The 22818-nt window shown below is 68.6% G+C and carries 20 protein-coding genes; 13 read left to right on the top strand and 7 right to left on the bottom strand.

What is annotated here, in order from left to right; translation table 11 throughout:
- Nucleotides 1-5: 5 nt before the first annotated feature.
- From RN02_RS01520 to choX, 7 genes are all read left to right on the top strand, one after another.
- On the top strand, nucleotides 6-935 hold the full coding sequence (locus RN02_RS01520; protein WP_043312717.1) for a 3-keto-5-aminohexanoate cleavage protein: 930 nt from the start codon (nucleotides 6-8) through the stop codon (nucleotides 933-935).
- A 14-nt stretch (nucleotides 936-949) separates the two neighbouring features.
- Nucleotides 950-2371 (top strand): aminobutyraldehyde dehydrogenase, encoded by a 1422-nt coding sequence (locus tag RN02_RS01515; RefSeq protein ID WP_043312716.1) that lies wholly within the window; start codon nucleotides 950-952, stop codon nucleotides 2369-2371.
- A 5-nt stretch (nucleotides 2372-2376) separates the two neighbouring features.
- The gene (locus tag RN02_RS01510) at nucleotides 2377-3126 is read left to right on the top strand and encodes an SDR family NAD(P)-dependent oxidoreductase (protein ID WP_043312715.1); all 750 of its coding nucleotides are present in this window, start codon (nucleotides 2377-2379) and stop codon (nucleotides 3124-3126) included.
- Nucleotides 3126-4061: a 3-hydroxyacyl-CoA dehydrogenase NAD-binding domain-containing protein gene (locus RN02_RS01505; RefSeq protein WP_043273822.1), complete on the top strand. Its 936-nt coding sequence runs from the start codon at nucleotides 3126-3128 to the stop codon at nucleotides 4059-4061. Before RN02_RS01510 ends, RN02_RS01505 begins: the two co-directional genes overlap by 1 nt.
- 79 nt (nucleotides 4062-4140) lie before the next feature.
- Nucleotides 4141-5094 carry a PDR/VanB family oxidoreductase gene (locus tag RN02_RS01500; protein ID WP_043312714.1) on the top strand — a complete coding sequence of 318 codons (954 nt, stop codon included), beginning with the start codon at nucleotides 4141-4143 and terminating at the stop codon, nucleotides 5092-5094.
- 28 nt (nucleotides 5095-5122) lie between these two features.
- A complete protein-coding gene (locus RN02_RS01495; protein WP_043273825.1) occupies nucleotides 5123-5584 on the top strand; it encodes a thioesterase family protein in 462 nt (153 codons plus the stop codon).
- A 63-nt stretch (nucleotides 5585-5647) separates the two neighbouring features.
- Nucleotides 5648-6589: a choline ABC transporter substrate-binding protein gene (gene choX / locus RN02_RS01490; protein ID WP_043273826.1), complete on the top strand. Its 942-nt coding sequence runs from the start codon at nucleotides 5648-5650 to the stop codon at nucleotides 6587-6589.
- Nucleotides 6590-6831: 242 nt separating this feature from the next.
- Here the strand turns inward: choX and RN02_RS01485 are convergent, their stop codons facing one another.
- On the bottom strand, nucleotides 6832-7866 hold the full coding sequence (locus RN02_RS01485) for an ABC transporter substrate-binding protein (protein WP_043312713.1): 1035 nt from the start codon (nucleotides 7864-7866) through the stop codon (nucleotides 6832-6834).
- Between the two features lie 226 nt (nucleotides 7867-8092).
- On the opposite strand from RN02_RS01485, the gene RN02_RS01475 reads away from it, so the two are divergent.
- Entirely contained in the window at nucleotides 8093-9568 is a 1476-nt protein-coding gene (locus RN02_RS01475) for a PucR family transcriptional regulator (protein WP_043312709.1), read from the top strand.
- Here the strand turns inward: RN02_RS01475 and RN02_RS01470 are convergent.
- Both RN02_RS01470 and RN02_RS01465 read right to left on the bottom strand, forming a co-directional pair.
- Nucleotides 9558-9902 (bottom strand): cupin domain-containing protein, encoded by a 345-nt coding sequence (locus RN02_RS01470; RefSeq protein WP_009620142.1) that lies wholly within the window; start codon nucleotides 9900-9902, stop codon nucleotides 9558-9560. The genes RN02_RS01475 and RN02_RS01470 overlap by 11 nt on opposite strands.
- 19 nt (nucleotides 9903-9921) lie before the next feature.
- A complete protein-coding gene (locus RN02_RS01465) occupies nucleotides 9922-11307 on the bottom strand; it encodes an NAD(P)/FAD-dependent oxidoreductase (protein ID WP_043312708.1) in 1386 nt (461 codons plus the stop codon).
- Between the two features lie 454 nt (nucleotides 11308-11761).
- On the opposite strand from RN02_RS01465, the gene RN02_RS01460 reads away from it, so the two are divergent.
- Nucleotides 11762-11971 (top strand): DUF6434 domain-containing protein, encoded by a 210-nt coding sequence (locus RN02_RS01460; RefSeq protein ID WP_009620151.1) that lies wholly within the window; start codon nucleotides 11762-11764, stop codon nucleotides 11969-11971.
- Between the two features lie 18 nt (nucleotides 11972-11989).
- Here the strand turns inward: RN02_RS01460 and RN02_RS01455 are convergent, their stop codons facing one another.
- Complete coding sequence (locus RN02_RS01455) at nucleotides 11990-12211, bottom strand: DUF1654 domain-containing protein (RefSeq protein WP_043312706.1); 222 nt, start codon at nucleotides 12209-12211, stop codon at nucleotides 11990-11992.
- A 239-nt stretch (nucleotides 12212-12450) separates the two neighbouring features.
- Between RN02_RS01455 and RN02_RS01450 the strand changes: the two genes are divergently transcribed.
- Nucleotides 12451-13929: an MFS transporter gene (locus tag RN02_RS01450; RefSeq protein ID WP_043273836.1), complete on the top strand. Its 1479-nt coding sequence runs from the start codon at nucleotides 12451-12453 to the stop codon at nucleotides 13927-13929.
- Here the strand turns inward: RN02_RS01450 and RN02_RS01445 are convergent.
- Nucleotides 13926-14204 (bottom strand): hypothetical protein, encoded by a 279-nt coding sequence (locus tag RN02_RS01445; RefSeq protein WP_009620156.1) that lies wholly within the window; start codon nucleotides 14202-14204, stop codon nucleotides 13926-13928. The genes RN02_RS01450 and RN02_RS01445 overlap by 4 nt on opposite strands.
- Before the next feature lie 546 nt (nucleotides 14205-14750).
- Between RN02_RS01445 and RN02_RS01440 the strand changes: the two genes are divergently transcribed.
- Both RN02_RS01440 and RN02_RS01435 read left to right on the top strand, forming a co-directional pair.
- Nucleotides 14751-15533: an alpha/beta fold hydrolase gene (locus tag RN02_RS01440; RefSeq protein WP_043312704.1), complete on the top strand. Its 783-nt coding sequence runs from the start codon at nucleotides 14751-14753 to the stop codon at nucleotides 15531-15533.
- A 192-nt stretch (nucleotides 15534-15725) separates the two neighbouring features.
- The gene (locus RN02_RS01435) at nucleotides 15726-16376 is read left to right on the top strand and encodes a cell wall hydrolase (RefSeq protein WP_043312703.1); all 651 of its coding nucleotides are present in this window, start codon (nucleotides 15726-15728) and stop codon (nucleotides 16374-16376) included.
- A 466-nt stretch (nucleotides 16377-16842) separates the two neighbouring features.
- On the opposite strand, the gene RN02_RS01430 is transcribed toward RN02_RS01435, so the two are convergent.
- Both RN02_RS01430 and RN02_RS01425 read right to left on the bottom strand, forming a co-directional pair.
- Nucleotides 16843-19017 (bottom strand): TonB-dependent siderophore receptor, encoded by a 2175-nt coding sequence (locus RN02_RS01430; RefSeq protein WP_082033694.1) that lies wholly within the window; start codon nucleotides 19015-19017, stop codon nucleotides 16843-16845.
- A gap of 670 nt (nucleotides 19018-19687) precedes the next feature.
- Nucleotides 19688-21397 (bottom strand): amidase, encoded by a 1710-nt coding sequence (locus tag RN02_RS01425; protein ID WP_043312701.1) that lies wholly within the window; start codon nucleotides 21395-21397, stop codon nucleotides 19688-19690.
- A gap of 226 nt (nucleotides 21398-21623) precedes the next feature.
- Between RN02_RS01425 and RN02_RS01420 the strand changes: the two genes are divergently transcribed.
- Nucleotides 21624-22277 (top strand): alpha/beta hydrolase, encoded by a 654-nt coding sequence (locus RN02_RS01420; RefSeq protein ID WP_043312699.1) that lies wholly within the window; start codon nucleotides 21624-21626, stop codon nucleotides 22275-22277.
- Nucleotides 22278-22818: the final 541 nt, after the last annotated feature.

The following is a 22818-nucleotide window of genomic DNA, read 5'->3' as shown; positions in this document are numbered from 1 at the left end:
CGACCATGCCCAAGTCCGTCATCATCACCTGCGCCACCACCGGCGGCGTGCACACGCCGACCATGTCCGAATACCTGCCGATCACCCCGGACGAGATCGCCCGCTCGTCCATCGAGGCGGCCGAGGCGGGCGCCTCGATCATCCACCTGCATGCCCGCCACCCCGAGACCGGCAAGCCCGACCCGCGCCCCGAGCTGTTCCGCGACTTCATGGGGCAGATCAAGGGCGCCAGCGACGCGGTGCTCAACGTCTCCACCGGCGGCGGCCTGGGCATGAGCCGCGAGGAGCGCCTGCGCGCCGCAGTGAGCCTGAGCCCGGAAATGGCCTCGCTGAACGTCGGCTCGATGAACTTCGGCATCTTCCCGATGAAGGCCAGGTACCCGAGCTGGAAACACGACTGGGAGCCGGCCTTCCTCGACAGCACCCGCGACTTCATCTTCCGCAACACCTTCGCCGACATCGAGTACATCGTGAAGGAGCTGGGCGAGGGCCACGGCACGCGCTTCGAGTTCGAGTGCTACGACCTGGGCCACCTCTACAACCTGGCCTGGGTCATCGACCAGGGCTGGATCAAGCCGCCGTTCTTCGTGCAGATGGTGTTCGGCGTGCTGGGCGGCGTCGGCGCCGACCTGGACAACCTGATGCACATGCACACCATCGCCCAGAAGCTGTTCGGCAAGGACTACGAGTGGTCGGTGCTGGCCGCCGGCAAGAACCAGATGCACTTCGCCACCCAGGCCGCGCTGCTGGGCGGCAACCTGCGCGTCGGCCTGGAAGACAGCCTCTACGTCGCGCCGGGCGAGAAGGCCAGAAGCAACGCCGAGCAGGTGCGCAAGATCCGTTCGATCGTCGAAAGCCTCGGCCTCAAGGTCGCCACGCCGGCCGAAGCCCGCGCGCGCCTGGGGCTCAAGGGCGGCGACAAGGTCGAGTTCTGAGAAGGGAGAAGCTCATGCAGACCCGAATGCTGATCGACGGCGAACTGGTGGCGGGCGAGGGCGAGGCCCTGGCGGTGATCGACCCCGCCAGCGGCGAGTGTATCGCCCAGGTCCACGAGGCCAGTCCGCAACAGGTGGACGCCGCCGCCCGCGCGGCGGAGGAAGCCTTCCACCGTTACGGCCGCAGCACGCCTGCCGAACGCTCCGCCCTGTTGCTGGACATCGCCGCAGTCATCGAGGCTCACGCGCCGGAGCTGGCCGCGCTGGAAAGCGCCAACGTCGGCAAGCCCTGGCCGTCGGCGCTGGACGACGAGATGCCGCTGACCCTCGACAGCTTCCGCTTCTTCGCCGGTGCGGCGCGCACCCTGGCGGGCGTCGCCGCCGGCGAATACGTGGCCGGACACACCAGCCTGATCCGCCGCGACCCGCTGGGCCCGGTGGCGGCCATCGCGCCCTGGAACTACCCGCTGATGATGGCCGCCTGGAAGCTGGCCGCGCCGCTGGCGGCCGGCTGCACGGTGGTACTCAAGCCCTCGGAGCTGACGCCGCTGTCGACCCTGCGCCTGGCCGAGTTGCTGCAGGACGTAGTGCCCAAGGGCGTGGTCAACGTGATCAACGGAAGAGGAGCGAGCATCGGTGATCGTCTTATCAATGCTGCTGGGATGGAAGGCGTCAGCATCACCGGATCGCCCGCCACCGGCGCCGCGGCCATGCGCGCGGCGGCGCAGCAACTGCGCCAGGTGCATCTGGAACTGGGTGGCAAGGCGCCGGTGATCGTCTACGCCGATGCCGACGTCGACAAGCTGGTCGCCACCCTGCGCGGCACCGCGTTCTTCAATGCCGGCCAGGATTGCGCGCAACCCTGCCGCCTGCTGGTGGCCGACGCGGTCTACGAGCGGGTCGTCGCCGCACTGGCCGACGCCGTGGGCTCGATACGCACCGGCGGCCCGCGCGAGGCGGGCACCGAGATGGGCCCGCTGATCAGCCAGGCGCACCGCCAGCGCGTGGCCGGCTTCGTCGAGCGCGCCCGCGGGCGCGCCGAAGTGGTGGCCGGCGGCTTCGCCGAGGAGCGCCCCGGCTTCTTCTACCGCCCCACGGTGGTGGCCAACGTCGACAACGATGCGGAGATCGCCACCTGTGAAATCTTCGGGCCGGTGGTCACGGTGTCGCGCTTCGGCGCCGGCGACGACCCGATAGCCATCGCCAACGCCGGCCGCTACGGCCTGGCTTCCTCGGTGTGGACGCGGGACAGCGCGCGGGCCATGGCCGCCAGCAGCCGCCTGCGCTACGGCTTCACCTGGGTGAACACCCACGGCGTGGCCACGCCGGAAATGCCCTGGGCGGCCATGAAGGGCTCGGGGCACGGCTGCGACATGTCGGTGTTCGCCCTCGAAGCCTACACCGCCGTCCGCCACGTCATGTTCGCGCACGGGTGAAGGCCATGGACAAGGACATCGTGATAGTGACGGGCGGCGGGCGCGGCATCGGCCGGGCTATCGTCGACCGGTTCCGCGCCCAGGGCGCGCAGGTCGCGACCTGCGGCCGGGGAGAGCGACCGGCCGACCTGGATGAAGCGGTGCTGTGGGTGCAGGCCGACGTCTCGCGCAGCGCCGATGCCGGGCGCGTGGTGGAACGCACTCTCGAACACTTCGGCGCGCCCACGGTGCTGGTCAACAACGCCGGCGTGCAGGTGGAGAAGACCCTCGACGCCACCACCGACGAGGACTGGGAGCAGGTCATGGGCATCAATGCCAAGGGCACCTTCAACCTCTGCCGCGCCGTGCTGCCGGTCATGGCGGAGCGGGGCGGCAGCATCGTCAACCTCGGCTCGATCTCCGGGCTGAACGCCGATCCGTCCATGGCCCTGTACAACGCCTCCAAGGCCTTCGTGCATGGCCTGACGCGCTCCATAGCCATCGACCATGGCCCGCGCGTGCGCTGCAACGCGGTGTGCCCGGGCTGGATCATGACGGCCATGGCCGAGGACGGTTTCGCCCAGGCCCGCGACCCCGGGAAAGCCAAGGCCGACGCCCTGGCCCGGCACCCCGCCGGGCGCTTCGGCCGGCCCCAGGACGTCGCCGGGCTGGTGGCCTGGCTCGCCAGTGAACAGGCCGGCTTCGTCACCGGCCAGTGCTATGTCATCGACGGCGGACTGACCGCCGCCTCTCCACTCCAACCGAGGTTCTTCTGATGCGTGAATTCCAGAATGTGGCGGTATTGGGCGCCGGTGTCATCGGTGCCAGCTGGGCGGCGTTGTTCCTGGCCTCCGGCCGTGACGTGGCGGTCTTCGACCCTGCCGAGGGGATGGAGGACGAGGTGCGCGAGTACGTGAAGAACGCCTGGCCCACCCTGGTGGAACTGGGCCTGGTGAAGGAGGGCGCGCCGGGCGAGCTGAGCTTCCACCGCAACGCCGCCGACGCGGTGAAGCACGCCGACTTCATCCAGGAGAGCGTGCCCGAGCGCATCCGGATCAAGCATGCGCTCTATGCCGAAATCGAACCGCTGCTGAAGGCCGGCGCCATAGTCGCGTCGTCCGCCTCGGGCCTGCCGCTGAGCGAGATGCAGGCCGGCTGGCGGGACCCATCGCGCTTCGTCCTCGGCCACCCGTTCAACCCGCCGCACCTGATCCCGCTGGTGGAGGTCATGGGCAACCAGCGCACCGCGCAGGATGCGGTCGAGGGCGCGGAACGCTTCTACCAGCAGGTCGGCAAGGTGACCATCCGCGTGCACCGCGAAGTCCCCGGCCACGTCGCCAACCGCCTGCAGGCCGCGCTCTGGCGCGAGGCCATCCACCTGGTGAAGATCGGCGCGGCCAGCGTCGAGGACGTCGACACCGCCGTGTGGGCCGGGCCCGGCCTGCGCTGGGCGGCCATGGGGCCGACGCTGCTGTTCCACCTGGGCGGCGGGCCCGGCGGCCTGGAATCCTTCTGCCAGAAGTACGCCGAGAGCTTCCACCGCTGGTGGGACGACCTGGGCGACCCGCGGCTGGATGCCGAGACCGCGGCGCTGCTGGTCCAGGGTGTGGCCGCCGAGTCCGCCGACGGCACCCAGGCAGAGCTTTCCCGGGCCCGCGACGAGCTGATCACCGCGATGCTCAAGACCACCGCGAACCTGCGGCGCAAATAAGCCGTTGAGGTCGTTCGCAGGCTGGCGGGGCATAAGCGTTCCGCCGGCCGTAGTCCCCGATCCAGGAGCAGAGGTCATCATGTCGGTCCAACGTCTGACACTGCGGGTGGCGGAGATCGCCAGCGCCGCCCGGGACGCGCTGGTCATCGAACTGCGCGATCCCGCCGGCGGCGAGCTGCCGGCCTTCACCCCCGGCGCGCACATCGAACTGCACCTGCCCGGCGGCCTGGTGCGCCAGTACTCGCTATGCGGCGACGCCCGGCAGCGCGACGCCTACCGCGTCGGCGTCGGCCTGGCGCCGGCCAGCCGCGGCGGTTCGAGCTACGTCCACCAGCAGTTGCGCGTCGGCGACCTGCTCAGCGTCACGCCGCCGCGCAACCACTTCCCGCTGTTCGAGGACGCCGCCGAGTTGGTCTTCTTCGCCGGCGGCATCGGCATCACGCCGATCCTCTCGATGATCCACTGGTGCGAGGCGAACCGGCGCCCCTGGCGGCTGTTCTACCTGGTGCGCAGCCGCGAGCGCGCGGCCTTCCTCGACCAGCTCGCGGCCTACGGCAGCCGGGTGACCCTGCATGCCGACGAAGAGGCCGGCGGGCTGTTCGACATCGCCGGCAACCTGGCCCGCCTGCCGGCGCGGGCGCACCTCTACACCTGCGGCCCCACGCCCTTGATGCTGGCGGTGGAGGCTGCGGCCAGGGCCTTCCCCGCCGAGCAGGTGCATTTCGAATGGTTCTCGCCGCGGCAGGTGGAGAAGGCCGGGGCCGGCGCGCCCTTCACCCTCGAGCTCGCGCGCAGCGGCAAGTGCCTGGAGGTGCCGGCCGGGCAGAGCATCCTGCAGGTGCTGGAGGCCAACGGCGTCTGCGTCGAGAACTCCTGCCGCGAGGGCACCTGCGGCGCCTGCGAGACCCGGGTGCTGGCCGGCATCCCCGACCACCGCGACAGCGTGCTGAGCGAGGCGGAGCGCAAGGCCAACCGCACCCTGATGGTCTGCGTGTCCCGGGCGCTTTCCGCAACCCTGGAACTGGACCTGTAAGCCCACTCCCCCCAGAGCAGGACACGCCATGCTGACCTATCGAACGCCCGTGCTGCGCGAATGGATCGACTACAACGAGCACCTGCGCGACGCTTTCTACTTCCTCATCTTCAGCTACGCCACCGATGCGCTGATGGCGCGCATCGGCCTGGACGCGGCGGGCCGGGCCGACACCGGGCACACCCTGTTCACCCTCGAAGCGCACATCAACTACCTGGCCCAGGCGAAGCTGCACGAGGCGCTGGAAGTGCGCACGTCGTTCATCGACCGCGACCTCAAGCGCCTGCACATCGTGCACAACCTCTACCGCGAGGGCGCGGCCGAGCCCCTGGCGGTGAGCGAGCAGATGCTGATGAACATCGACAGCCGAACCGGCAGGTCCAGTGCCTTCGCCGGGGCGGTGGATTCGCGGATTTCCGAGCTTTTCCGGCAGTTCCAGGGGGCCCGGCACCCCGGCTATTGCGGGAAGACCATCGGCATACGCCGGTGAGGCGGGCCTGCCCTGCGCAGGCGCAACCCACAAAAACAAAACCTTGCCTTGAGGATTCTCCCGATGAAAGCTGCATCCCTGCTGTTCCTGGGCGCCCTGGCCGTTCTCCCCATTGCGGCGCAGTCCGCCGAGCCCGCGCAGTGCCAACTGGTCAGGATGTCCGACCCCGGCTGGACCGACATCCAGTCCACCACCGCCATCGCCAACACCCTGCTCAAGGGCCTGGGCTACAAGACCAAGGTGACCCTGCTGGGGGTGCCGCTGACCTACAAGGCGCTGGCCGAAGGCAAGAACATGGACGTCTTCCTCGGCACCTGGATCCCGACCATGGAGCCGGACCTCAAGCCCTACCGCGACGCCGGCAGGATCGACATCGTCCGCGTCAACCTCAAGCACGCCAAGTACACCCTGGCGGTGCCGGAAGAGCTCTGGAACCGCGGGCTGAAGGACTTCGCGGACATCCCCAGATTCAAGGACGAACTCAACGGCAAGATCTACGGCCTGGAGCCGGGCGACGGCGGCAACAATGCCGTGCTCAAGGCCATCGAGCAGAACGCCTTCGGCTTGAAGGACGCCGGCTTCAACGTGGTGGCGTCCAGCGAGTCGGGCATGCTGTCCCAGGTCGACCGGGCCATCCGCAGGAAGAACGCGATCCTCTTCCTGGGCTGGGAACCGCACCCGATGAACACCCGCTTCAGAATCCGCTTCCTCACCGGCGGCGACGCCTTCTTCGGCCCGGACTTCGGCGACGCCACCGTCTACACCAGCACCCGCAAGGGCTACGTGGACGAATGCCCGAACGTGGGGCAGTTGCTGAAGAACCTCAGCTTCACGCTGGACATGGAGAACACCATCATGGGCTCCATCCTGGATGACAAGATGGAACCCGAGGACGCGGCGAAGGCCTGGCTGAAGAAGAACCCGCAGGTGCTGGAGCCGTGGTTGAAGGATGTGGCGACCGTCGATGGGAGGCCGGGGTTGGAGGCGGTCAGGGAGAGTTTGTAGCGCCCTCTCCCCGGCCCTCACCCGCAAGCGGGAGAGGGGGCTGTCCGTGCCGCGGGGGCGCTCTTCGTAGGATGGGTTGAGCTTGCGAAACCCATGCGGTTGCGCTGATGGGTATCGCTTCGCTCAACGCCATCCTACGAAAAGCCGTGTTTCCCTGTAACCGTAGGAGCGGACTCCGTCCGCGATTCGGATTTCCAGAGAAACCTCCGAGCACGCCGAAGCGGCGCAAACACACCCAAGAATCAGCGCGCCGCCCAGGCATTGAACCGCTGTTGTAGCTGCTCCCCATGGTCCGCCCAGAAGGCCGCATCCATCGCCAGCTGCTTGCCCAGGTTATCCGGCGCGCTGGGAAGGTCCCGGCTCTGCGCAGGCGCTATCTGCGCCGCAGCCTCGAGATTCACCGGCCCGTAGGCGATGTGGTCGGAATAGGCCTTCTGTTGCGGTTCCTGCAGCACGAACCGGATGAACTTGCGCCCTTCCTCGGCGTGCTTGGCGCCCTTGGGAATGGCGTAGGACTCGATGTCGTAGATGCCGCCGTTCCACACCACCTTCAGGTTGCTTTCGTTCTGCACGGCGGAGATGCGCCCGTTGTACGCGGCGCTCATCACCACGTCGCCGGAGACCAGGTACTGCGGCGGCTGCGCGCCGGCTTCCCACCACTGGATGTACGGCTTGATCTCGTCGAGCTTGCGGAAGGCGCGGTCCTGGCCTTCCTTGGTGGCGAGCACGGCGTAGATGTCCTTGTACGGTACGCCGTCGGCCATCAGCGCGTACTCCAGGGTGTACATCGGGCCCTTGCGCAGCCCGCGCTTGCCCGGGTACTTCTTCACGTCCCAGAAGTCGGCCCAGCCGGTGGGCGCGGTCTTGAGCTTGTCGGCGTTGTAGGCCAGCACCGTGGACCAGACGAAGATGCCCGCGCCGCAGGTGTTGATCGCGCCCTTGACCAGCTTGGGCGCCAGGGCGGCGATGGCCGGGTCGTCGCCGATCTCCTCCAGCAGCCCCTCGTCGCAGGCGCGCAGCAGTTCCGGCGTTTCCAGCTCCACCACGTCCCAGGAGACGCTGCCGGTGTCGACCTGGATCTTGACCTTGGCCATCTCGCCGTTGAATTCGTCGGCAATGATCCGGCTGCCGGTCTGCGCGCTGTAGGGCTGGTAGTAGGCCTGCTGCTGCGCGTTCTTGTTCGCCCCGCCCTGGGAGGCCACGGTGAGGTCGGCCAGGGCGTGGGTGGAAAGACACGCGATGGAAAGGGCGATGACGCTGCTCAGAGACTTTGGCATTGTTATGGGCTCCGATGAGTCGAGGGAATGTCCGGTGAGGGCAATGGGCCGGGGGGCGCTGGACTGCGCGCGGCCTGACCTCCAGTTTCCCCAGGGCCCGGGCGCGGCGACATCAGACAGATTTACAATTCGCCAGCAGCTGGTTCATACCTTTGTATGGATTCAACGGCCCGGGGCCGATGCGATCCTCTGATTCGCTGCTGCGAACCCACCTGCCGGAGGCGCCGTGCCGATTTCGATTCAGGACATCCTCGATGACAACGCGCTGTCCACGCGCCTGGTCAGCGGCGCCAGCCACGTCGGGCGGCTGCTGCGCTGGGCCCACGTCTGCGAACTGCCCGACCCCTCGCAATGGCTGGGCGAGGGCGAGCTGTTGATGACCACCGGCCTGGGCATTCCCGCCGACGCCGCGGCGCAGCGCGAGTACATCGAGCGGCTGGCCAGGGCCCGGGTGGCGGGGCTGATGATCGGCGAGAACATGCACGCGCCCAGCGACATGGAAGCGCTGTTCGATGCCGCCATGCAACTGGATTTCCCGCTGCTGCTGACGCACAGCTCGGTGCCGTTCTCGGCGGTCGCCCGGGCGATCATCGACGCCAGCAAGCAGGAGGAGCAGGAGCGCCGCAGCGCGGTGGCGCGCATCTATGAAAGCGCCCGCATGGGCCTGCGCCACGTCGGCGTGGAGTTCCTGCTGCAGCGCCTGGCGGCGGACTTGCGCACGCAGTTGTACCTGTTCGACGCCGCCTCGCTGGAGCCCTGGCATGCGGGCCTGGCGCCGCTGCCGGCGCACTGGCGGGCGGCCCTGGGCAAGCGTGCGAACACCACGACCACCGTCACCCGCCATTCGACGGAGGAGGGCGACGCCCTGGTCATGGCCCTGCCTTCGGTGCCGGCCTGCAAGATTCTCGCGTGCGGCGGCGGCCTGATCGACTACGGCCTGCTGCACCACGTGACGGCGGTGCTGGGCATCGAGCTGGAGCGCCAGCAGGTCGAGCATGAGCGCCTGCTGCGCCAGGGCTGGGAGTTGCTGGATGACCTGTTGCAGCAGCGCCTGAGCGAGCGGCCCGCCCACGAGCGCCTGGGCGCCCTGGGCTACCCCGTCGGCCAGGCGGTCTTCGCCGTTGCCCGTTGCCAGGCGGATTTGCCCGAGCGCTGGTCGCAGCGGCTGCACTTGCAGGGCGTGGCGTTATTGTCGCGCGTGCAGGGCGAGGAACTGATCCTGCTGCTGGCCTCGGACGCGGCGGCGGAGCAGGTGCAGCAGGTGCTCGGCTGCCCGCTGGGGCTGTCCAATCCGCTGGGGCACTCGGGCCGCACCCCGGAGGCGCTGCGCGAGGCGCGCCTGGCCCTGGCGCATACCTCGGCCAGCCGCCAGGTCGCCCACTACGGGCGGGCTTCCGGCGAGCTGCTGTGGCTGCCGTCCAGCCTGGAGGAAGCCCAGCTGGTCCACCGCCGCGCCCTGGGCGCCCTGGCCGATTACGACCAGCAGCAGGGCGCGCAGCTGCAGCACACGCTGCAGGTGTTCCTCGAACAGAACCGCTCCTGGCAGAAGACCGCCGAGCGGCTCAACGTGCACCGTCAGACGCTGGTCTACCGCATCCGCCGCATCGAGGAGATCACCGGCCTCTCGCTGGACTCCACCGAGGACGTCGCCGTGCTGTGGATCGCCCTGCGCGCGGCGGACATCGCCGGCCTCAAGGCATGATCACGAAGCTCTTGCGCAGGGTTTCGCGAATGTCCCAGGTGCCGTGACAGTTCGCCGGGAACAGGATGGCGTCGCCGGCGCGCAGTTCGATGGGCTCGCCCTCGTCGGGAATGAAGAAGCCGTGGCCGCTGATGAAGTGGCTGAACTCGCGCTCCATGACCTGGCGGCGGAAGCGCCCCGGCGTGCATTCCCACACGCCGGTCAGCAGGCCGCCCTGGCCTTCGGCGGCGTAGGTGGCGGCTTCGGCCACCGGCGTGCCCACGGGCGCCTTGGCTGGCACGCCGGCGGGCAGCGGGAAGCGGGCGGTATCGGGCAGATGGATCAGGTGCTGCATCGGGGGTCTCCTCGCCTGTTCAGGCGCTCTTGTCTTCCAGGCCCACGGGGGCGAACTTGCTCAACCTGAGGTCGAGCCAGGACGGCTTGCGGTTCTGCGCTTCCTGCTCCTCCTTGCGCTGCACCGCGCCGCGCACCAGCAGGCCGCCGAAGTAGCGGATGGGCTCCGGCGGGAAGCTCTTGGGCCGGCGCCCCACCAGGCCGCAGCGGCTCCATTCGTCGCTGCGCCCCAGCACCAGGCTGGCGAGGATGCGCCCGCCCAGGCGGCTGGGGCCGACGCCGTTGCCGCTCCAGCCGATGCCGTAGAAGATGTGCGGCGCGCCTTTCAGGTGGCCGAACACCGGCATGCTGTCGTAGGTGCGGTCGATGGGGCCGCACCAGGCGTGGCTGATGGGCTCGTCGGCGAGGTTGGGGTAGGTGCGGCGGAAGTCTTTCTCGGTCTCTTCGCTCAGCCGCGGGTTGTCGTCGAAGCTGGCGTCGATGCGGCTGGCGTAGTTGATCATGCCGGTGCCCTTGCCGAAGGCGATGCGGCCGTCCTGCGTGGTGCGGTAGAAGTCCACCATCAGTTGCGAATCGGTGATCGACTCGCCGCCGGTCCAGCCGATCTGTTCCAGGCGCCGGGGGATCGGGTTGGTCGCCACTATGGTGCTGGTGACCGGCAGGACGACGCGGCTGAGTTCGGGGATCTGCGCGGCCCAGGCATTGGTGGCCAGCACCACGCGCCGCGCCGTGACCGAGCCCGAGGGCGTGCGCAGCACCGCCGGTTCGCTGCGCTGGATGTCGTCCACGGGCGTGTTCTCGAAGATTCGCACGCCTTTCTCCAGCGCCACCCGGCGCAGGCCGCGGGCGAGGCGGGCGGGCTGCACGGTGGCGTTGCTGGCCTCGATCACGCCTTCCAGGTGCTGGCACGAGCCGGCGCGGCGCTGCACTTCGTTGTCCGGCAGCGAGCGGAAGACCTGCTCGCCCAGGCTTTCGCAGGTGCGCTGCACGCCTTTCCAGGCGCCGCGCTGGGCGTCGCTGGTGGCGGTCCACAGCCAGCCGCCGCGGCGGAAGTGCGCGTCGATGCCGTGCTGCGCGCAGAACTCGCCGATCTCGCCGATGTTCGCTTCCGAGGCGCGGGCCAGGCGCAGGGCTTCTTCCTTGCCGCACTGCGCCACCAGCGAGCTGATCTTCGGCCACCAGGACATCACGAAGCCGCCGTTGCGCCCCGAGGCGCCGCCGCCGCAGATGTCGCGTTCGAGGATCACGATCCGGCACTGCGGTTCGAGCTCCAGCAGGCGCAGCGCCGTCCATAGCCCGACGAAGCCGCCGCCGATGATGGCGACGTCGACGCTGAGGTCCTCCCGCAGGGGCGCGGTCGGGGTGAGTTCGTCGGCAATTTCCTGGAGCCAGAGGGAGCGTTTCATGGCGAGAGCCCATGGGTTGTTGTTTCCCATAATCTCGCCGAGCAGCGCCGGCGCCACCCATCGTGCATTTCTAACGATTGGGCGGCGGGTTTTCATACAAACATACGAACCCGGCGCTGAGGCTAGGGCACCCCAGCCTCATCGCTCTTCGTAGGATGGGTTGAGCTTGCGAAACCCATGCGGCCGTGGCGATGGGTATCGCTTCGCTCAACGCCATCCTACGGGGCTTTCCACATCGTTTCCCCGTAAGCGCGCCCAGGTCGACCAGCGGATGAACTCGCCGGCCAGCGTGGCCCAGGTGTGGTGCGGCCGCCGTGCGCTCGGGTTGCGGACGGATAGTTCAGGAGCGCTTGCCCGGAAGCCGTATCCGCAACGCATGGCGACATGGCCCTGGTTGGCCACGCCGCATCCTGTCAGGCTAACTCCTTCCATGCCGCAACCTGGGAGTGGCCCCATGCGCTTCGATTGGCACAGCCAGCCGATCACCCGGCAGACCCCGGTCGATCCGGGCTACCGCAACACCCAGAACGTCCGCCGCTTCCTGCGCGAGCAGTGCGGCGAGGGCTTTCGTTTCGAGCGTGCCTTCATGGCCTGGATACGCAGTGGCGCCCCGGCGACCATGGGCGAGGTGGTGGACGAATGGCTGCGGCGGCACGGCCCGTAGGGGCGCGTTCGCCCCGGCTCAGTCCAGCCAGCTGTGCCAGGCCAGGCGCACCGCGCCGTCGCGCAGTGGCAGCACGGTGAGGTTGTCTGCGCCGCGCAGTTCCATCAGCACCCGTTCCCAGGCCTTGGCGTCGTCGCCGGGGATGCGCTGCAGGGTCAGGCCGGGGCGCTGGCGGGCGTCGTGGGCGGCGATCTGGGCGTTAACCCGGGCGGAGAGCTGCTGGTAGGTATCGGCGTGCATGGTGTCCCCCTGGCGTCTGGGAAGTGGCTGATTGACTCTGTGGAAAATACTGTATGTGCATACAGTATTGCTGTAAAGCCTCTCCGACGACGAGAAGATGACCGGCGTGGGGGTGGGCGCGCGCGTCTGCGTTTGCACTGAACTCCCGCGCGCCGCAGCGGCCCTACCTGCACAGGGCGTAGTGGCCAGCCATGGGTCGCTGCGCTGTTCGCAGCCAGGAGGAAGAAGAGGACGGCCGCATGAGCACGCCCGCCCCCGTGTACCGCACCGACCTGCCCGCGCGGCTGGACCGTCTGCCCTGGGGGCGCTTCCACAGCCGGCTGGTGGTGGCGCTGGGCATCACCTGGCTGCTGGACGGGCTGGAGGTGACCCTGGCCGGCGCGGTGGCCGGCGCCCTGAAGGCCAGCCCGGCGCTGCGCCTGGACAATGCCGGGGTCGGCCTGGCCGGCGGCGTCTACATCGCCGGCGCGGTGCTGGGGGCGCTGCTGTTCGGCTGGCTGGCGGACCGGCTCGGCCGCCGCCGCCTGTTCTTCGTCACCCTGTTCGTCTATGTCGGCGCCACGGCGGCCACGGCCTTCTCCTGGAACCTGTGGAGCTTCCTGCTGTTTCGCTTCCTCACCGGGGCGGGCATCGGCGGCGAGTACTCGGCCATCAATTCGACCATCCAGGAGTTCACCCCGGCGCGCTTCCGCGGCTGGGTGGACCTCGCCATCAACGGCACCTTCTGGGTGGGCACGGCGCTGGGCGCGCTGGGTTCCCTGGTGTTGCTGGACCCGCAGCGGGTCGGTGGCGACCTGGGCTGGCGGCTGTGCTTCGGCATCGGCGCGGCGCTGGGCCTGGTGATCCTGGCGATGCGCCTGTGGCTGCCGGAAAGCCCGCGCTGGCTGCTGATCCACCAGCGCCCCGAGGCGGCCAGGCGCATCGTCGAGGGCCTGGAGGCGCAGCTGCGCGCCCAGGGGCACGTGCTGGCGCCGGTGGCGCCTGGCCAGGCGCTGTGCCTGCGCGGGCGCCACCACACGCCGCTGGGGGAGGTGGCCGCCACGCTGTTGCGCCGGCACCTGCGTCGCTCGCTGGTCGGATTGACGCTGCTGGCCGCCCAGGCCTTTTTCTACAACGCCATCTTCTTCACCTATGCGCTGGTGCTGGGCGAGTTCTATGGCGTACCGGGGGAGCGGGTTGGCTGGTACATCCTGCCCTTCGCCCTGGGCAATTTCTGCGGGCCGCTGTTGCTGGGGCGGCTGTTCGACGTGGTGGGGCGGCGGGTGATGATCAGCGCCACCTATCTCATCTCCGGCGTGTTGCTGCTGGCCAGCGGCTACCTGTTCCTGCGCGGCTGGCTGGACGCGACGCAGCAGACCCTCGCCTGGACGCTGATCTTCTTCTTCGCCTCTGCAGCGGCCAGCTCGGCCTACCTGACGGTGGCCGAGACCTTCCCGCTGGAGATCCGCGCCCTGGCCATCGCCGTGTTCTATGCCCTGGGCACCGGCCTGGGCGGCATCGCCGGGCCGCTGCTGTTCGGCCAGCTGATCGAGACGGCCAGCCGGCAGAACCTGTTCATCGGCTACGGGATAGGCGCCGGGCTGATGGTGTTCGCCGGGCTGGTGCAGGCGCGCTGGGGCGTGGCGGCCGAGCGCCGCGCCCTGGAGGCCGTGGCGCCGCCGCTGTCGCTGGCGGCGCAGGAGGACGGCGCTCCGGGGCGGGCGAAGATCCCTCGCTAGCGACCCTGGTGCAGGCCGAAGGCGGCGACCTGCGGTGCGCGGCGCTGGCCGGCGCGCACCAGGGCGAACTCGTTGCCCAGGGCGCGGCTGAGCGCGCGCACGGCCGGTTCGCTGGTGATCAGTTCGGGCTGTACGCCGGGGATGGTGAAGTGCGTTCGGGTGGTGACTCGGCTGTCGAAGTGGAGGGTGAGCTGGCCGTCCGCCTCCCGCGAAATGCGGCATTCGTAGAACGGCAGGTATTGCTCGAGGATTTCGGCGATGCGCTCCGGGCTCATTGTTCGATTTCCTGTCGGTAGGTGGAGTGGGATGTGCTTCGCAGGGCCGTCCCTGGTGTTTTCGCCCTGTGCCGGCGAGACGGCCACGTCTGCCCGGCGGCCCTGCGAGCCGCCATGGGTGCTGCCGTCCGCTGCTGGCACCCTAGCGGTGGCCCAGGTCCATGATGATGATGAGGGCCGCCACGGCGATGATCAGCAGGATGAAAAAGGTATTCATGGCCCGCGCCTCCCCGGTAAGAGCTGAACAGTCGAGGCTGCCCGTTCGCAGGAGTTCACAAAGTCTTGCCCGGCGGTCAGGCGTGGCGGCCCATGGGGCCGCGTGGCCGCTGCGCTTCGCCGACGGAGCCGCTGCTCCGCATGGCCGGATGATCGACTACCGCGCAGGGCAGGGCATGTTCACCAGTATTGACCTGCCGGTGGTTTCCCACTCGGCCGTACGTCGCCGGGGTTGCATTCCGGCCGCTGCCGGCCTAAAAGCGAATCCCTTCAGCGCGCCGCTCCCCCGCCGGGCAGTGGCCGGCCACCGGAGCAGCAGAGGAAGCCCCCATGACAGCGGTCAGCACCCGCGAACACTGGATCGACACGCCGCTCGGCCGGCTCTTCGCCCGGCGCTGGACGCCGACTGGGGGCGGCGCCGCGGCGCCCATCGTGCTGTTCCACGACTCCCTGGGCTGCGTGGCGCTGTGGCGCGAACTCCCCGAGCAACTGGCGCGGGCCAGCGGGCGCGAGGTGATCGCCTACGACCGCCTGGGCTTCGGCCAGTCCGACGCCCATCCGGGGACGCTGGCGCGGGGCTTCGTCGAGGACGAGGCGCGGCAGGGCTTCTCCGCGCTGCGCGAGCGACTGGGCTTCGAGCGCTTCGTCGCCTTCGGCCACAGCGTTGGCGGCGGCATGGCGGTGGGCTGCGCCGCGACCTTCGGCGCGGCTTGCGAGGCGTTGGTGCTGGAGTCGGCCCAGGCCTTCGTCGAAGACCGCACCCTGGAAGGCATCCGCGCCGCCGAGCGCGACTTCGCCCGGCCAGGCGGACTGGAACGCCTGGCGAAATACCACGGCGACAAGGCGCACTGGGTATTGCGGGCCTGGGTGGATACCTGGCTGTCCGATGCCTTCGGCGACTGGAACCTGGATGCCCAGCTGGCGCGCCTGCAGTGCCCGTTGCTGTGCCTGCACGGCGAGCAGGACGAGTTCGGCTCGGCTCGCCACCCCGAGCGCTTCGTCGCCCGCGCCGCCGGGCTGGCCGCCATGAAGCTGCTGGCGGATTGTGGCCACGTTCCGCACCGGCAGAAAGCCGACGAGGTGTTGGCGCAGGTGTGCGCCTTCCTGGGCTGAGCGAGGCCGGCGAGAGGCGCGCCAGAGCCCTCGCGGACACCCGCCGTTGCGTTACAGGCCGCGCCAGCCGTGGGCTGTGGCGGAATCAATATGAATGATCCGCCAGCGCGGCGGTCTACAGAACCGAGCGAAGCCGGCCGGCAGCGCCGCGAACAGGCGTGGCGCGCCAGGTGCCGGCGAGTGAGGTCGATCATGCGCTGGGCAGTCCGGGTAGCGTGCATCGTCGCCTTGCTGTTCGGCGCCCCGGCATTCGCCGGGCCGCTCGGGCAGAAGGCCGCGGTGGCGGAGAACAAGGCCGAGGTGCTCGAGGAGCAGGCGGCCGAGCAGGGGGCGAGCGGCACGGCCGCCCAGGTCAGGCCCATCACCCGCAGCGAGGCCCGCGCCGTGGACCCGGCCGGGGAGGCGCCGCTGGACGACGCCATCACCTGCCTGGCCCGCTCCGTCTACTGGGAGGCCAAGGGCGCATCGCGCGGTGACATGGAGGCGGTGGCCAACGTGGTGATGAACCGGGTGGCCAGCAAGGACTTCCCCGATACCGTCTGCGCCGTGGTCAAGCAGGGTTCGGAGAGCAGGAGCTGCCAGTTCTCCTGGTGGTGCGATGGCCGCCCCGACCAGGTGGTGGAGGAAAAGCGCTACGACCTGGCCCGCGACATAGCGCGCAAGGCGCTCAACCGCCAGTTGCCCGATCGCACCGACGGCGCGCTGTACTTCCACGACCGCCACGTCAGGCCGTCCTGGGCGAGGACCTACCTGAGGACGGCGCGGACCGAGCATTTCCTGTTCTACAAACCGCGCCTGGGCGGCGAGCCGATAGCCCGCAGCGGGGCGGGACGGCGGCCGTGAGCGGGAGCGGCGGTCTTGCCGGGCCCGTAGGATGGGTTGAGCGAAGCGATACCCATCGCCACGGCCGCATGGGTTTCGCAAGCTCAACCCATCCTACGAAAAGCACCTCGGTACAGGGGGCAAACCGTAGGAGATTCATCCGCGATCCGGCCGGCAGGCCGGCGTGTGTCGGTGACCGCGGACGGAGTCTCATATCCCTGCCATTCCCATGTAGGAGCGCGCCCTGCGCGCGATTCGCGGGCAGGGCCCGCTCCTACAGGGAGGGTGCAAGGGACAGGCCGGTGTGTATTGGTGATCGTGGATTAAGGCCCGAACGGGCACGGCTTCTCGTAGGAGCGAGCTTGCTCGCGAACAAGCCCCGCAGCGGAGTCTGTTCGCGAGCAAGAACCAGGCGTCCCTCTCGATCGATCCTACGAAGAGCACCTCGGCGCAGCCTGCAAGACAGCTGCTCGGTGCTCCGGGGGCGTTACATGGAGTACTTGACGCTGAACATCAGGTTGCGCGGCTCGCCGTAGTTCAGGTTGCCGAAGCTGATGCCGCTGTAATAGTACTTGTCGAAGATGTTGTTGAAGTTGACGCGGGTGTCGATGTTCTCGCTGACCTTGTAGCCGAGCATGGCGTCGACCACGGTGTAGCCGCCCTGCTGGAAACCGGTTTCCGTATCTTCGGTCTTGCTCTGGGTGGTCAGGTTGCCGCCCACGCGCCATTTGTGCAGGTCGCCCGGCAGGTTGTAGGTGGTAGCCAGCTTGAACAGGTGGCGCGGCTTGCTCGGGTCGAAGGGCTTGCCGACGTTGGACTCGTCGGCGTCATGCTTGTACTTCGCGTCGACGTAGGTGTAGCCCACCATCGCCTGCCAGCCTTGGCTCAGCTCGCCGCTCAGTTCCATGTCCACGCCCTGGCTGCGGACCTTGCCGGAGGCGCGCTGGCAGTAGTCGAAGGAGCTGGGGTTGGCCGGGCACGGGTTGGGGCTGCTGGTGTCGTCGGTGGCGCGGTTTTCCTGGTCCACCTGGAACAGCGCGATCTGCGAGTTCAGCGCGCCGCCGAAGTGCTCGCCCTTCAGGCCGATCTCGTAGTTCTTGCCGGTGATGGGGGTGAGTACGTTGCCGGTGGCGTCCAGCGTGTCCTGGGGCTTGAAGATGTCGGTGTAGCTGGCGTAGACCGAGTAGGTGTCGTTGAGGTCGTAGATCACCCCGGCGTAGCGGGTGACCTTGCGGGTGACCTTGAAGACGTCGGTGTCGCCGTGGGCGTCGGCCTCGTACCAGTCCAGGCGGCCGCCGAGGATCACCTTGAGCGGGTCGGCGATGTTCAGCCGGGTGGTGACGTAGGTGCCTTTCTGCTCCTGGTCGAGCTTCATGCCCCAGAGGTTCATGTCGATGCTCGGCTTGAGGGTCGAGGTCGGGTCCCACTGGGTCGGGTCCATTTCCCCCAGCGGTGTGCCATCCTTCTTGAACAGGTCGCCCCAGCCGCCGTGGCCGTCGAAGCGCTCCTGGCGATAGCTGGCGCCCACCACCAGCTCGTGTTCGCGGCCCAGCAGCTGGAAGGGGCCGTTGGCGAAGGCGTCGTAGCTCTCGTGGTCGTCGGTGTAGTCGTACTTGCCGGCACCCTGGGTCATGGTCGGGCAGTCCTGGGTGTAGTAGCAGCTGTTGTACAGGCCGAGCATGTTGATGCGCGCCCACAGCTTGTCGGCCGCCAGCTTCATCTGCCAGCCGTTGTCGAAGCGGTGGGTCAGGTCGCTGAACAGGTGGGTGGTCTTGGTATCCCAGTAGGACCAGTCGGCGCCGTAGTAGTCGGAGCGCTTCAGGTCCAGGTGGCGGCCGCCCAGCGGGGCGGGCAGGCCCACCCAGTTGTCGTTGCGGTTGTCGTCCTGGTAGGAGGCGCCGATGGCCAGGGTGGTGTCCGGGCTCAGGTCGGCCTCGGTGATGCCGTAGAGCACGCCGCGCTCGCTGCTGACGTAGTCCTGGAAGCTGTCCTTGGTCTGGTAGGCCATCACGGCGCGGCCGCGCAGGGTGCCTTCGCTGTTCAGCGGGCCGGAGACGTCGGCTTCGCTGCGGTAGCGGTCCCAGGTGCCGGCGCTGCCTTCCAGGCTCATGTGGAAGTCCTGGGTGGGGCGCTTGCGCACCATGTTGATGGCCGCCGCCGGGTTGCCGGCGCCCTGCATCAGGCCGGTGGCGCCGCGCACCACTTCGACGCGGTCGAACATCGCAAGGTCCGCCGCGGAGATCACGTCCTGGGTGTAGGTGGAGATGCTGGTGGGCAGGCCGTCGTACATGATGTTGTCGACGTCGAAGCCGCGCGAGGCGTAGCTCACCCGCGCCGGGCCGTACTGCTGGACGGTCAGGCCGGTGACGCCCTTCACCGCGTCGTTGAGGTCGTTCATGCCCTGGTCGTCCATGCGCTGGCGAGTCACCACGCTGACCGACTGCGGCGTCTCGCGGATCGACATGGGGATCTTGGTCGAGGTGCGCATGGCCTTGGTGGTGTAGGAGCCGCTGCCTTCGGTGGTGGCGGCTGCGGCGGGGTCCTGGGTACCGAGCACCTCGGTGGCGCCCAGGTCCACACGGTCATCCTTGGCCGCGGCCTGGATGGCCAGGGGGAGGGCGGAGAGGCTTAGCAACAGGGCGCTGGATACTACTTGTCTCATTTTGCAGGGTCCTGGTCGGATGTAAGCCGCATGAGGCCGTGGCAGAGGCCGGCTGCGATTCTTGTTTACGTAGGAAATCGGAGAGGGATTTCTCCGCCGGCAAAATGGTAAGGAAAAGTAAATATGTTGTAAATAAAAACAATTAGCATTTACAGATCGTCACCAAGGTGGCCTTGAGGGGCGGCTGTTTCCAGGGAGGGATCATCGCGGACGGAGTCCGGGGGGGCACGGACGTAGGAGCCGTGCCCACCTGCAATGTAGGAGCAACCGTCTTGCGCCGAGGTGCCCTTCGTAGGATGGGTTGAGCTTGCGATACCCATGCTGCCGTGGTGATGGGTATCGCTTCGCTCAACACCATCCTACGAAAAGCCGTGCTTCCTGGAATCGTAGGACTCCGTCCGCGATCGGCCACCGGCCATGCAAGTCGTCGGACATCGGTGCTCCGGCCAGCGGCGGATAACCGCGAACGGTTATTCGCCCTACGCGCTGTCGGCAGAGGAGGATTCTTCCTGCGACCGGGCTTTCATTTCCGGCTGAGGGGGAATGTCGTAGGCGTTTGGTGTGGGGCAGGTCGGCTACCCATGCGCCTTACATGGCGCTACTTGCAGCGCGTACCGCAGGTAGCCGTTGGGTGAGGTGCCCAGGTGGCGGAAGCCTGCCCGTGGCCTCGTCAGCCGTGCGCCAGCGGCGGGGTGCGCGGCGGGACGATGCGGCGCTTGCCGGTCGACTCGAAGGCTGCGGCGAAGCGCAGCAGGGCCGAGTCGTCGTAGGCGCGGCCGGCGAAGGTCAGGCCCACCGGCATGCCGATGTCCGCCATCACGCCCATGGGCACCGTCACCGTGGGCACGCCCAGGTGGCGGATGGCGAGGTTGCCGTTGGCGACCCACACGCCGTTGCTCCAGGCGATGTCCGCCGAGGCCGGGTTGACGTCGGCGTCCGCCGGGCCCACGTCGGCCACGGTGGGGAAGAGCACGGCGTCGAGGCCGAGTTCGTCCATCCAGTCTTCCAGGTCGAGCTTGCGCGTCTTCTCCAGGCCGCGCAGGCCATCGGGCAGGGTGGCGATCTGGTCCCAGGGCTTGATGCCGCGCTGGGCCATGCGCACGTATTCGTCCATGCCGGCGGCGAGGTCGCCCTCGCGGTTGGGCAGGGTGCCGGGGTCGTGGGGGAAGATCAGCTCGCCCTGCACGTCGGCCAGGCGGTTCAGTTTGGGATCGCCGTTGGCCCGCAGGAAGTCGTCGAAGGCCCAGCCGCTCAGCTCCCACAGCTCGTCGTGGAGGAACTCCTTGGAGACGATGCCGCGGTTGAACACCGTCGGCGCGCCGGGGCGGTCGCCCTCGCAGTTGGAAACCAGCGGGAAGTCCACCTCGACCACTTCGGCGCCGGCCGCTTCCAGGGCCTTGCGGGCCTGTTCCCAGAGGGCGATCACCGAGGGCCGGGTGTGGATGCGCTGCCCGGTCGGGCCACCGATGCCGGGGTTCTCGCTGGTGCCGGCCGCTTCATCCTTGTTGATGAACATGCGCGGCACGCCGAGGCGCTTGCCGGCCAGGGCGTCGGCCTTGGCGGCCAGTTCCAGGTAGGACGCCGGGCGCACCGAGGCGACGTCGGGGATCGGCACCCAGGGTTGCAGGCGCCACAGGTCGCCGCGTTTGTCGGCGTCCTCGGCCACCACCGCGTCCAGCACTTCCAGCAGGTCGGCCATGGTCCGGGCGTAGGGCACCACCACGTCCATGGTCGGCGTCAGCGGCCAGTTGCCGCGCACCGAGATCACCCCGCGCGACGGGGTGTAGGCGCACAGGCCGTTATTCGAGGCCGGGCCGCGGCCGCTGGACCAGGTTTCCTCGGCCAGGCCGAAGGCGCAGAAGCTGGCCGCGGTGGCCGTGCCCGCGCCGTTGGACGAACCGGAGGCGAAGGGCGCGGTGAGGTAGGCGGCGTTGTAGGGGCTTTCGGCGCGGCCATACACGCCGCGCTGCATGCCGCCGTTGGCCATGGGCGGCATGTTGGTTTTGCCCAGGCAGATGGCGCCGGCGGCGCGCAGGCGTTCGATGGTGAAGGCGTCGCGGTAGGCCACCAGGTCCTTGAAGGCCGGGCTGCCGGAAGCCGCGGTCAGGCCCTTCACCAGGTAGCTGTCCTTGGCGGTGTAGGGGATGCCGTCCAGCGGGCCCAGCGTCTCGCCCCGGGCGCGGCGCGCGTCGGAGGCCTCGGCTTCCGCCGGCGCATCGGGGTTGCGTACCACGACCGCGTTCAGCGCGGTGGGGGTGTCGGCGCCGTCGTAGGCGTCGATTCGCGCGAGATAGGCCTTGACCAGCTCGACCGCGGTGGTGCGGCCGGACTCGAGCGCGTCGCGCAGCTCGGCAATGGAAACCTCGGTTACCTCGATCATGCTGTCACCGCCGCTTGCAGGTGGGTGGTCGCGAAATCGGCTTTCATACTGTCCTCGTTCACTTCTTGTTCGGCGCCCCGGTTTCCGGGGCAGGCCGCCGGGCACTGGGCCGGCGGCAGTTGATCAGTGTATCAGTGGCGGGGACCGGCGGCTGCCGTCATCCGCTCGTGCTCCTGCGCCCGCCTGCAGTACCCTGGCCGCCCGCTTTATGAACGAGAACACCGCGATGCCCGATGAAGACCGCAACCCGCTGCTGATCGATGGCCCGGCAGGCCGGATCCAACTGCTCATCGACGCCCCGGCCGGCCCGCTCCGCGGCGTAGCCATGGTCAGCCACCCGCAGCCGCTGCTCGGCGGCAGCCCACGGCACCTGGTGCCGCTGACCCTGGCGCGGCGCCTGAGCAAGGCCGGCTGGCTGGCGGTGCGCCCGAGCTTCCGTGGGGTGGACGGTACCGAGGGCGAGTACGCCGAGGGCATCGGCGAGGCGCAGGACAGCCAGGCGGTGGCTGCCTATCTGCGCGAGCGCTACCCGGACCTGCCGCTGGCGCTGGTGGGCTTTTCCTTCGGCGCCTACGTGTTTGCCCGCACCGCCCGCGACCTGGCGCAGCCGGCCGAGGCCGTGGTACTGATGGGCCTGCCGGTGGGCACGGTGCCCGGCGGCCGGCACTACGAACCCATGGCGCTGCCGGCGGACTGCCTTCTATTGCACGGCGAGGCCGATGAAATGGCGCCGCTGGCCAATCTGCTGGACTGGGCGCGGCCCGAACAGCGCCCGGTCACCCTGTTCGCCGGCGCCAACCATTTCTTCAAGGGCTGCCTGGACCGCGCGGTGGACCAGGTGCTGGCCCACTTGCGCAGCGTGGAGCGGCCGCTGGGCTGAGGTGCCTCAGCCGGCCTTGGCCGTGCGCACGGATGCAGGGCGCGCGGCGAATGCATCGCCTTCTCGGAGAGATATCGCGGGGATGCAGCGGGAGGGGAACTTGTTGTCGTAGCGCTGTCTACAGAAGCGGTTCCCCGCCCCGTCGGCATCGGGCGATGCTTCAGCGGTGGGGTGGGGAATCACCTCCCTGGCCTTGGGCAGCAGCCCTACGGCACGTTCTATATATAGATGAGCGTGTGCGCCTGAATCGGCAGCGAGAAGCATCGTTTTGAAAGAAGCTGTTGACAGCTGTTCGGATGTCTATATAATTCGCCGCCCGTCAACTGGCAAAGCCCACTGGGTTTTACATAAGACGCTGAATTTAAAGAAAATATTTTTTAAATCAGGTGTTGACGGGAAGCGAGGTTGCTGTAGAATGCGCGGCCTCGGTTGAGACGAAAGCCTCAGCCAACTGCTCTTTAACAAGTTGAATCAAGCAATTCGTGTGGGTGCTTGTGAGTTAAGACTGGTGATCGCAAGATTATCAGCATCACAAGTAACA

It is taken from the genome of Pseudomonas sp. PI1 (assembly GCF_000812405.1).
GTDB lineage: Bacteria > Pseudomonadota > Gammaproteobacteria > Pseudomonadales > Pseudomonadaceae > Pseudomonas > Pseudomonas citronellolis.
The sequence above is the reverse complement of the archived record's forward strand: the minus strand, read 5'-3'. Positions and strand labels throughout refer to the sequence as shown.

Excerpts from the sequence above, each read along its gene's own strand:
- choX (WP_043273826.1), top strand. The coding sequence starts at position 5,648 with ATGAAAGCTGCATCCCTGCTGTTCCTGGGCGCCCTGGCCGTTCTCCCC.
- RN02_RS01500 (WP_043312714.1), top strand. The coding sequence starts at position 4,141 with ATGTCGGTCCAACGTCTGACACTGCGGGTGGCGGAGATCGCCAGCGCC.
- RN02_RS01440 (WP_043312704.1), top strand. The coding sequence starts at position 14,751 with ATGACAGCGGTCAGCACCCGCGAACACTGGATCGACACGCCGCTCGGC.
- RN02_RS01510 (WP_043312715.1), top strand. The coding sequence starts at position 2,377 with ATGGACAAGGACATCGTGATAGTGACGGGCGGCGGGCGCGGCATCGGC.
- RN02_RS01465 (WP_043312708.1), bottom strand. The coding sequence starts at position 11,307 with ATGAAACGCTCCCTCTGGCTCCAGGAAATTGCCGACGAACTCACCCCG.
- RN02_RS01515 (WP_043312716.1), top strand. The coding sequence starts at position 950 with ATGCAGACCCGAATGCTGATCGACGGCGAACTGGTGGCGGGCGAGGGC.
- RN02_RS01485 (WP_043312713.1), bottom strand. The coding sequence starts at position 7,866 with ATGCCAAAGTCTCTGAGCAGCGTCATCGCCCTTTCCATCGCGTGTCTT.
- RN02_RS01450 (WP_043273836.1), top strand. The coding sequence starts at position 12,451 with ATGAGCACGCCCGCCCCCGTGTACCGCACCGACCTGCCCGCGCGGCTG.
- RN02_RS01470 (WP_009620142.1), bottom strand. The coding sequence starts at position 9,902 with ATGCAGCACCTGATCCATCTGCCCGATACCGCCCGCTTCCCGCTGCCC.
- RN02_RS01420 (WP_043312699.1), top strand. The coding sequence starts at position 21,624 with ATGCCCGATGAAGACCGCAACCCGCTGCTGATCGATGGCCCGGCAGGC.
- RN02_RS01445 (WP_009620156.1), bottom strand. The coding sequence starts at position 14,204 with ATGAGCCCGGAGCGCATCGCCGAAATCCTCGAGCAATACCTGCCGTTC.
- RN02_RS01495 (WP_043273825.1), top strand. The coding sequence starts at position 5,123 with ATGCTGACCTATCGAACGCCCGTGCTGCGCGAATGGATCGACTACAAC.
- RN02_RS01455 (WP_043312706.1), bottom strand. The coding sequence starts at position 12,211 with ATGCACGCCGATACCTACCAGCAGCTCTCCGCCCGGGTTAACGCCCAG.
- RN02_RS01520 (WP_043312717.1), top strand. The coding sequence starts at position 6 with ATGCCCAAGTCCGTCATCATCACCTGCGCCACCACCGGCGGCGTGCAC.
- RN02_RS01425 (WP_043312701.1), bottom strand. The coding sequence starts at position 21,397 with ATGATCGAGGTAACCGAGGTTTCCATTGCCGAGCTGCGCGACGCGCTC.
- RN02_RS01505 (WP_043273822.1), top strand. The coding sequence starts at position 3,126 with ATGCGTGAATTCCAGAATGTGGCGGTATTGGGCGCCGGTGTCATCGGT.
- RN02_RS01435 (WP_043312703.1), top strand. The coding sequence starts at position 15,726 with ATGCGCTGGGCAGTCCGGGTAGCGTGCATCGTCGCCTTGCTGTTCGGC.
- RN02_RS01460 (WP_009620151.1), top strand. The coding sequence starts at position 11,762 with ATGCGCTTCGATTGGCACAGCCAGCCGATCACCCGGCAGACCCCGGTC.
- RN02_RS01430 (WP_082033694.1), bottom strand. The coding sequence starts at position 19,017 with ATGAGACAAGTAGTATCCAGCGCCCTGTTGCTAAGCCTCTCCGCCCTC.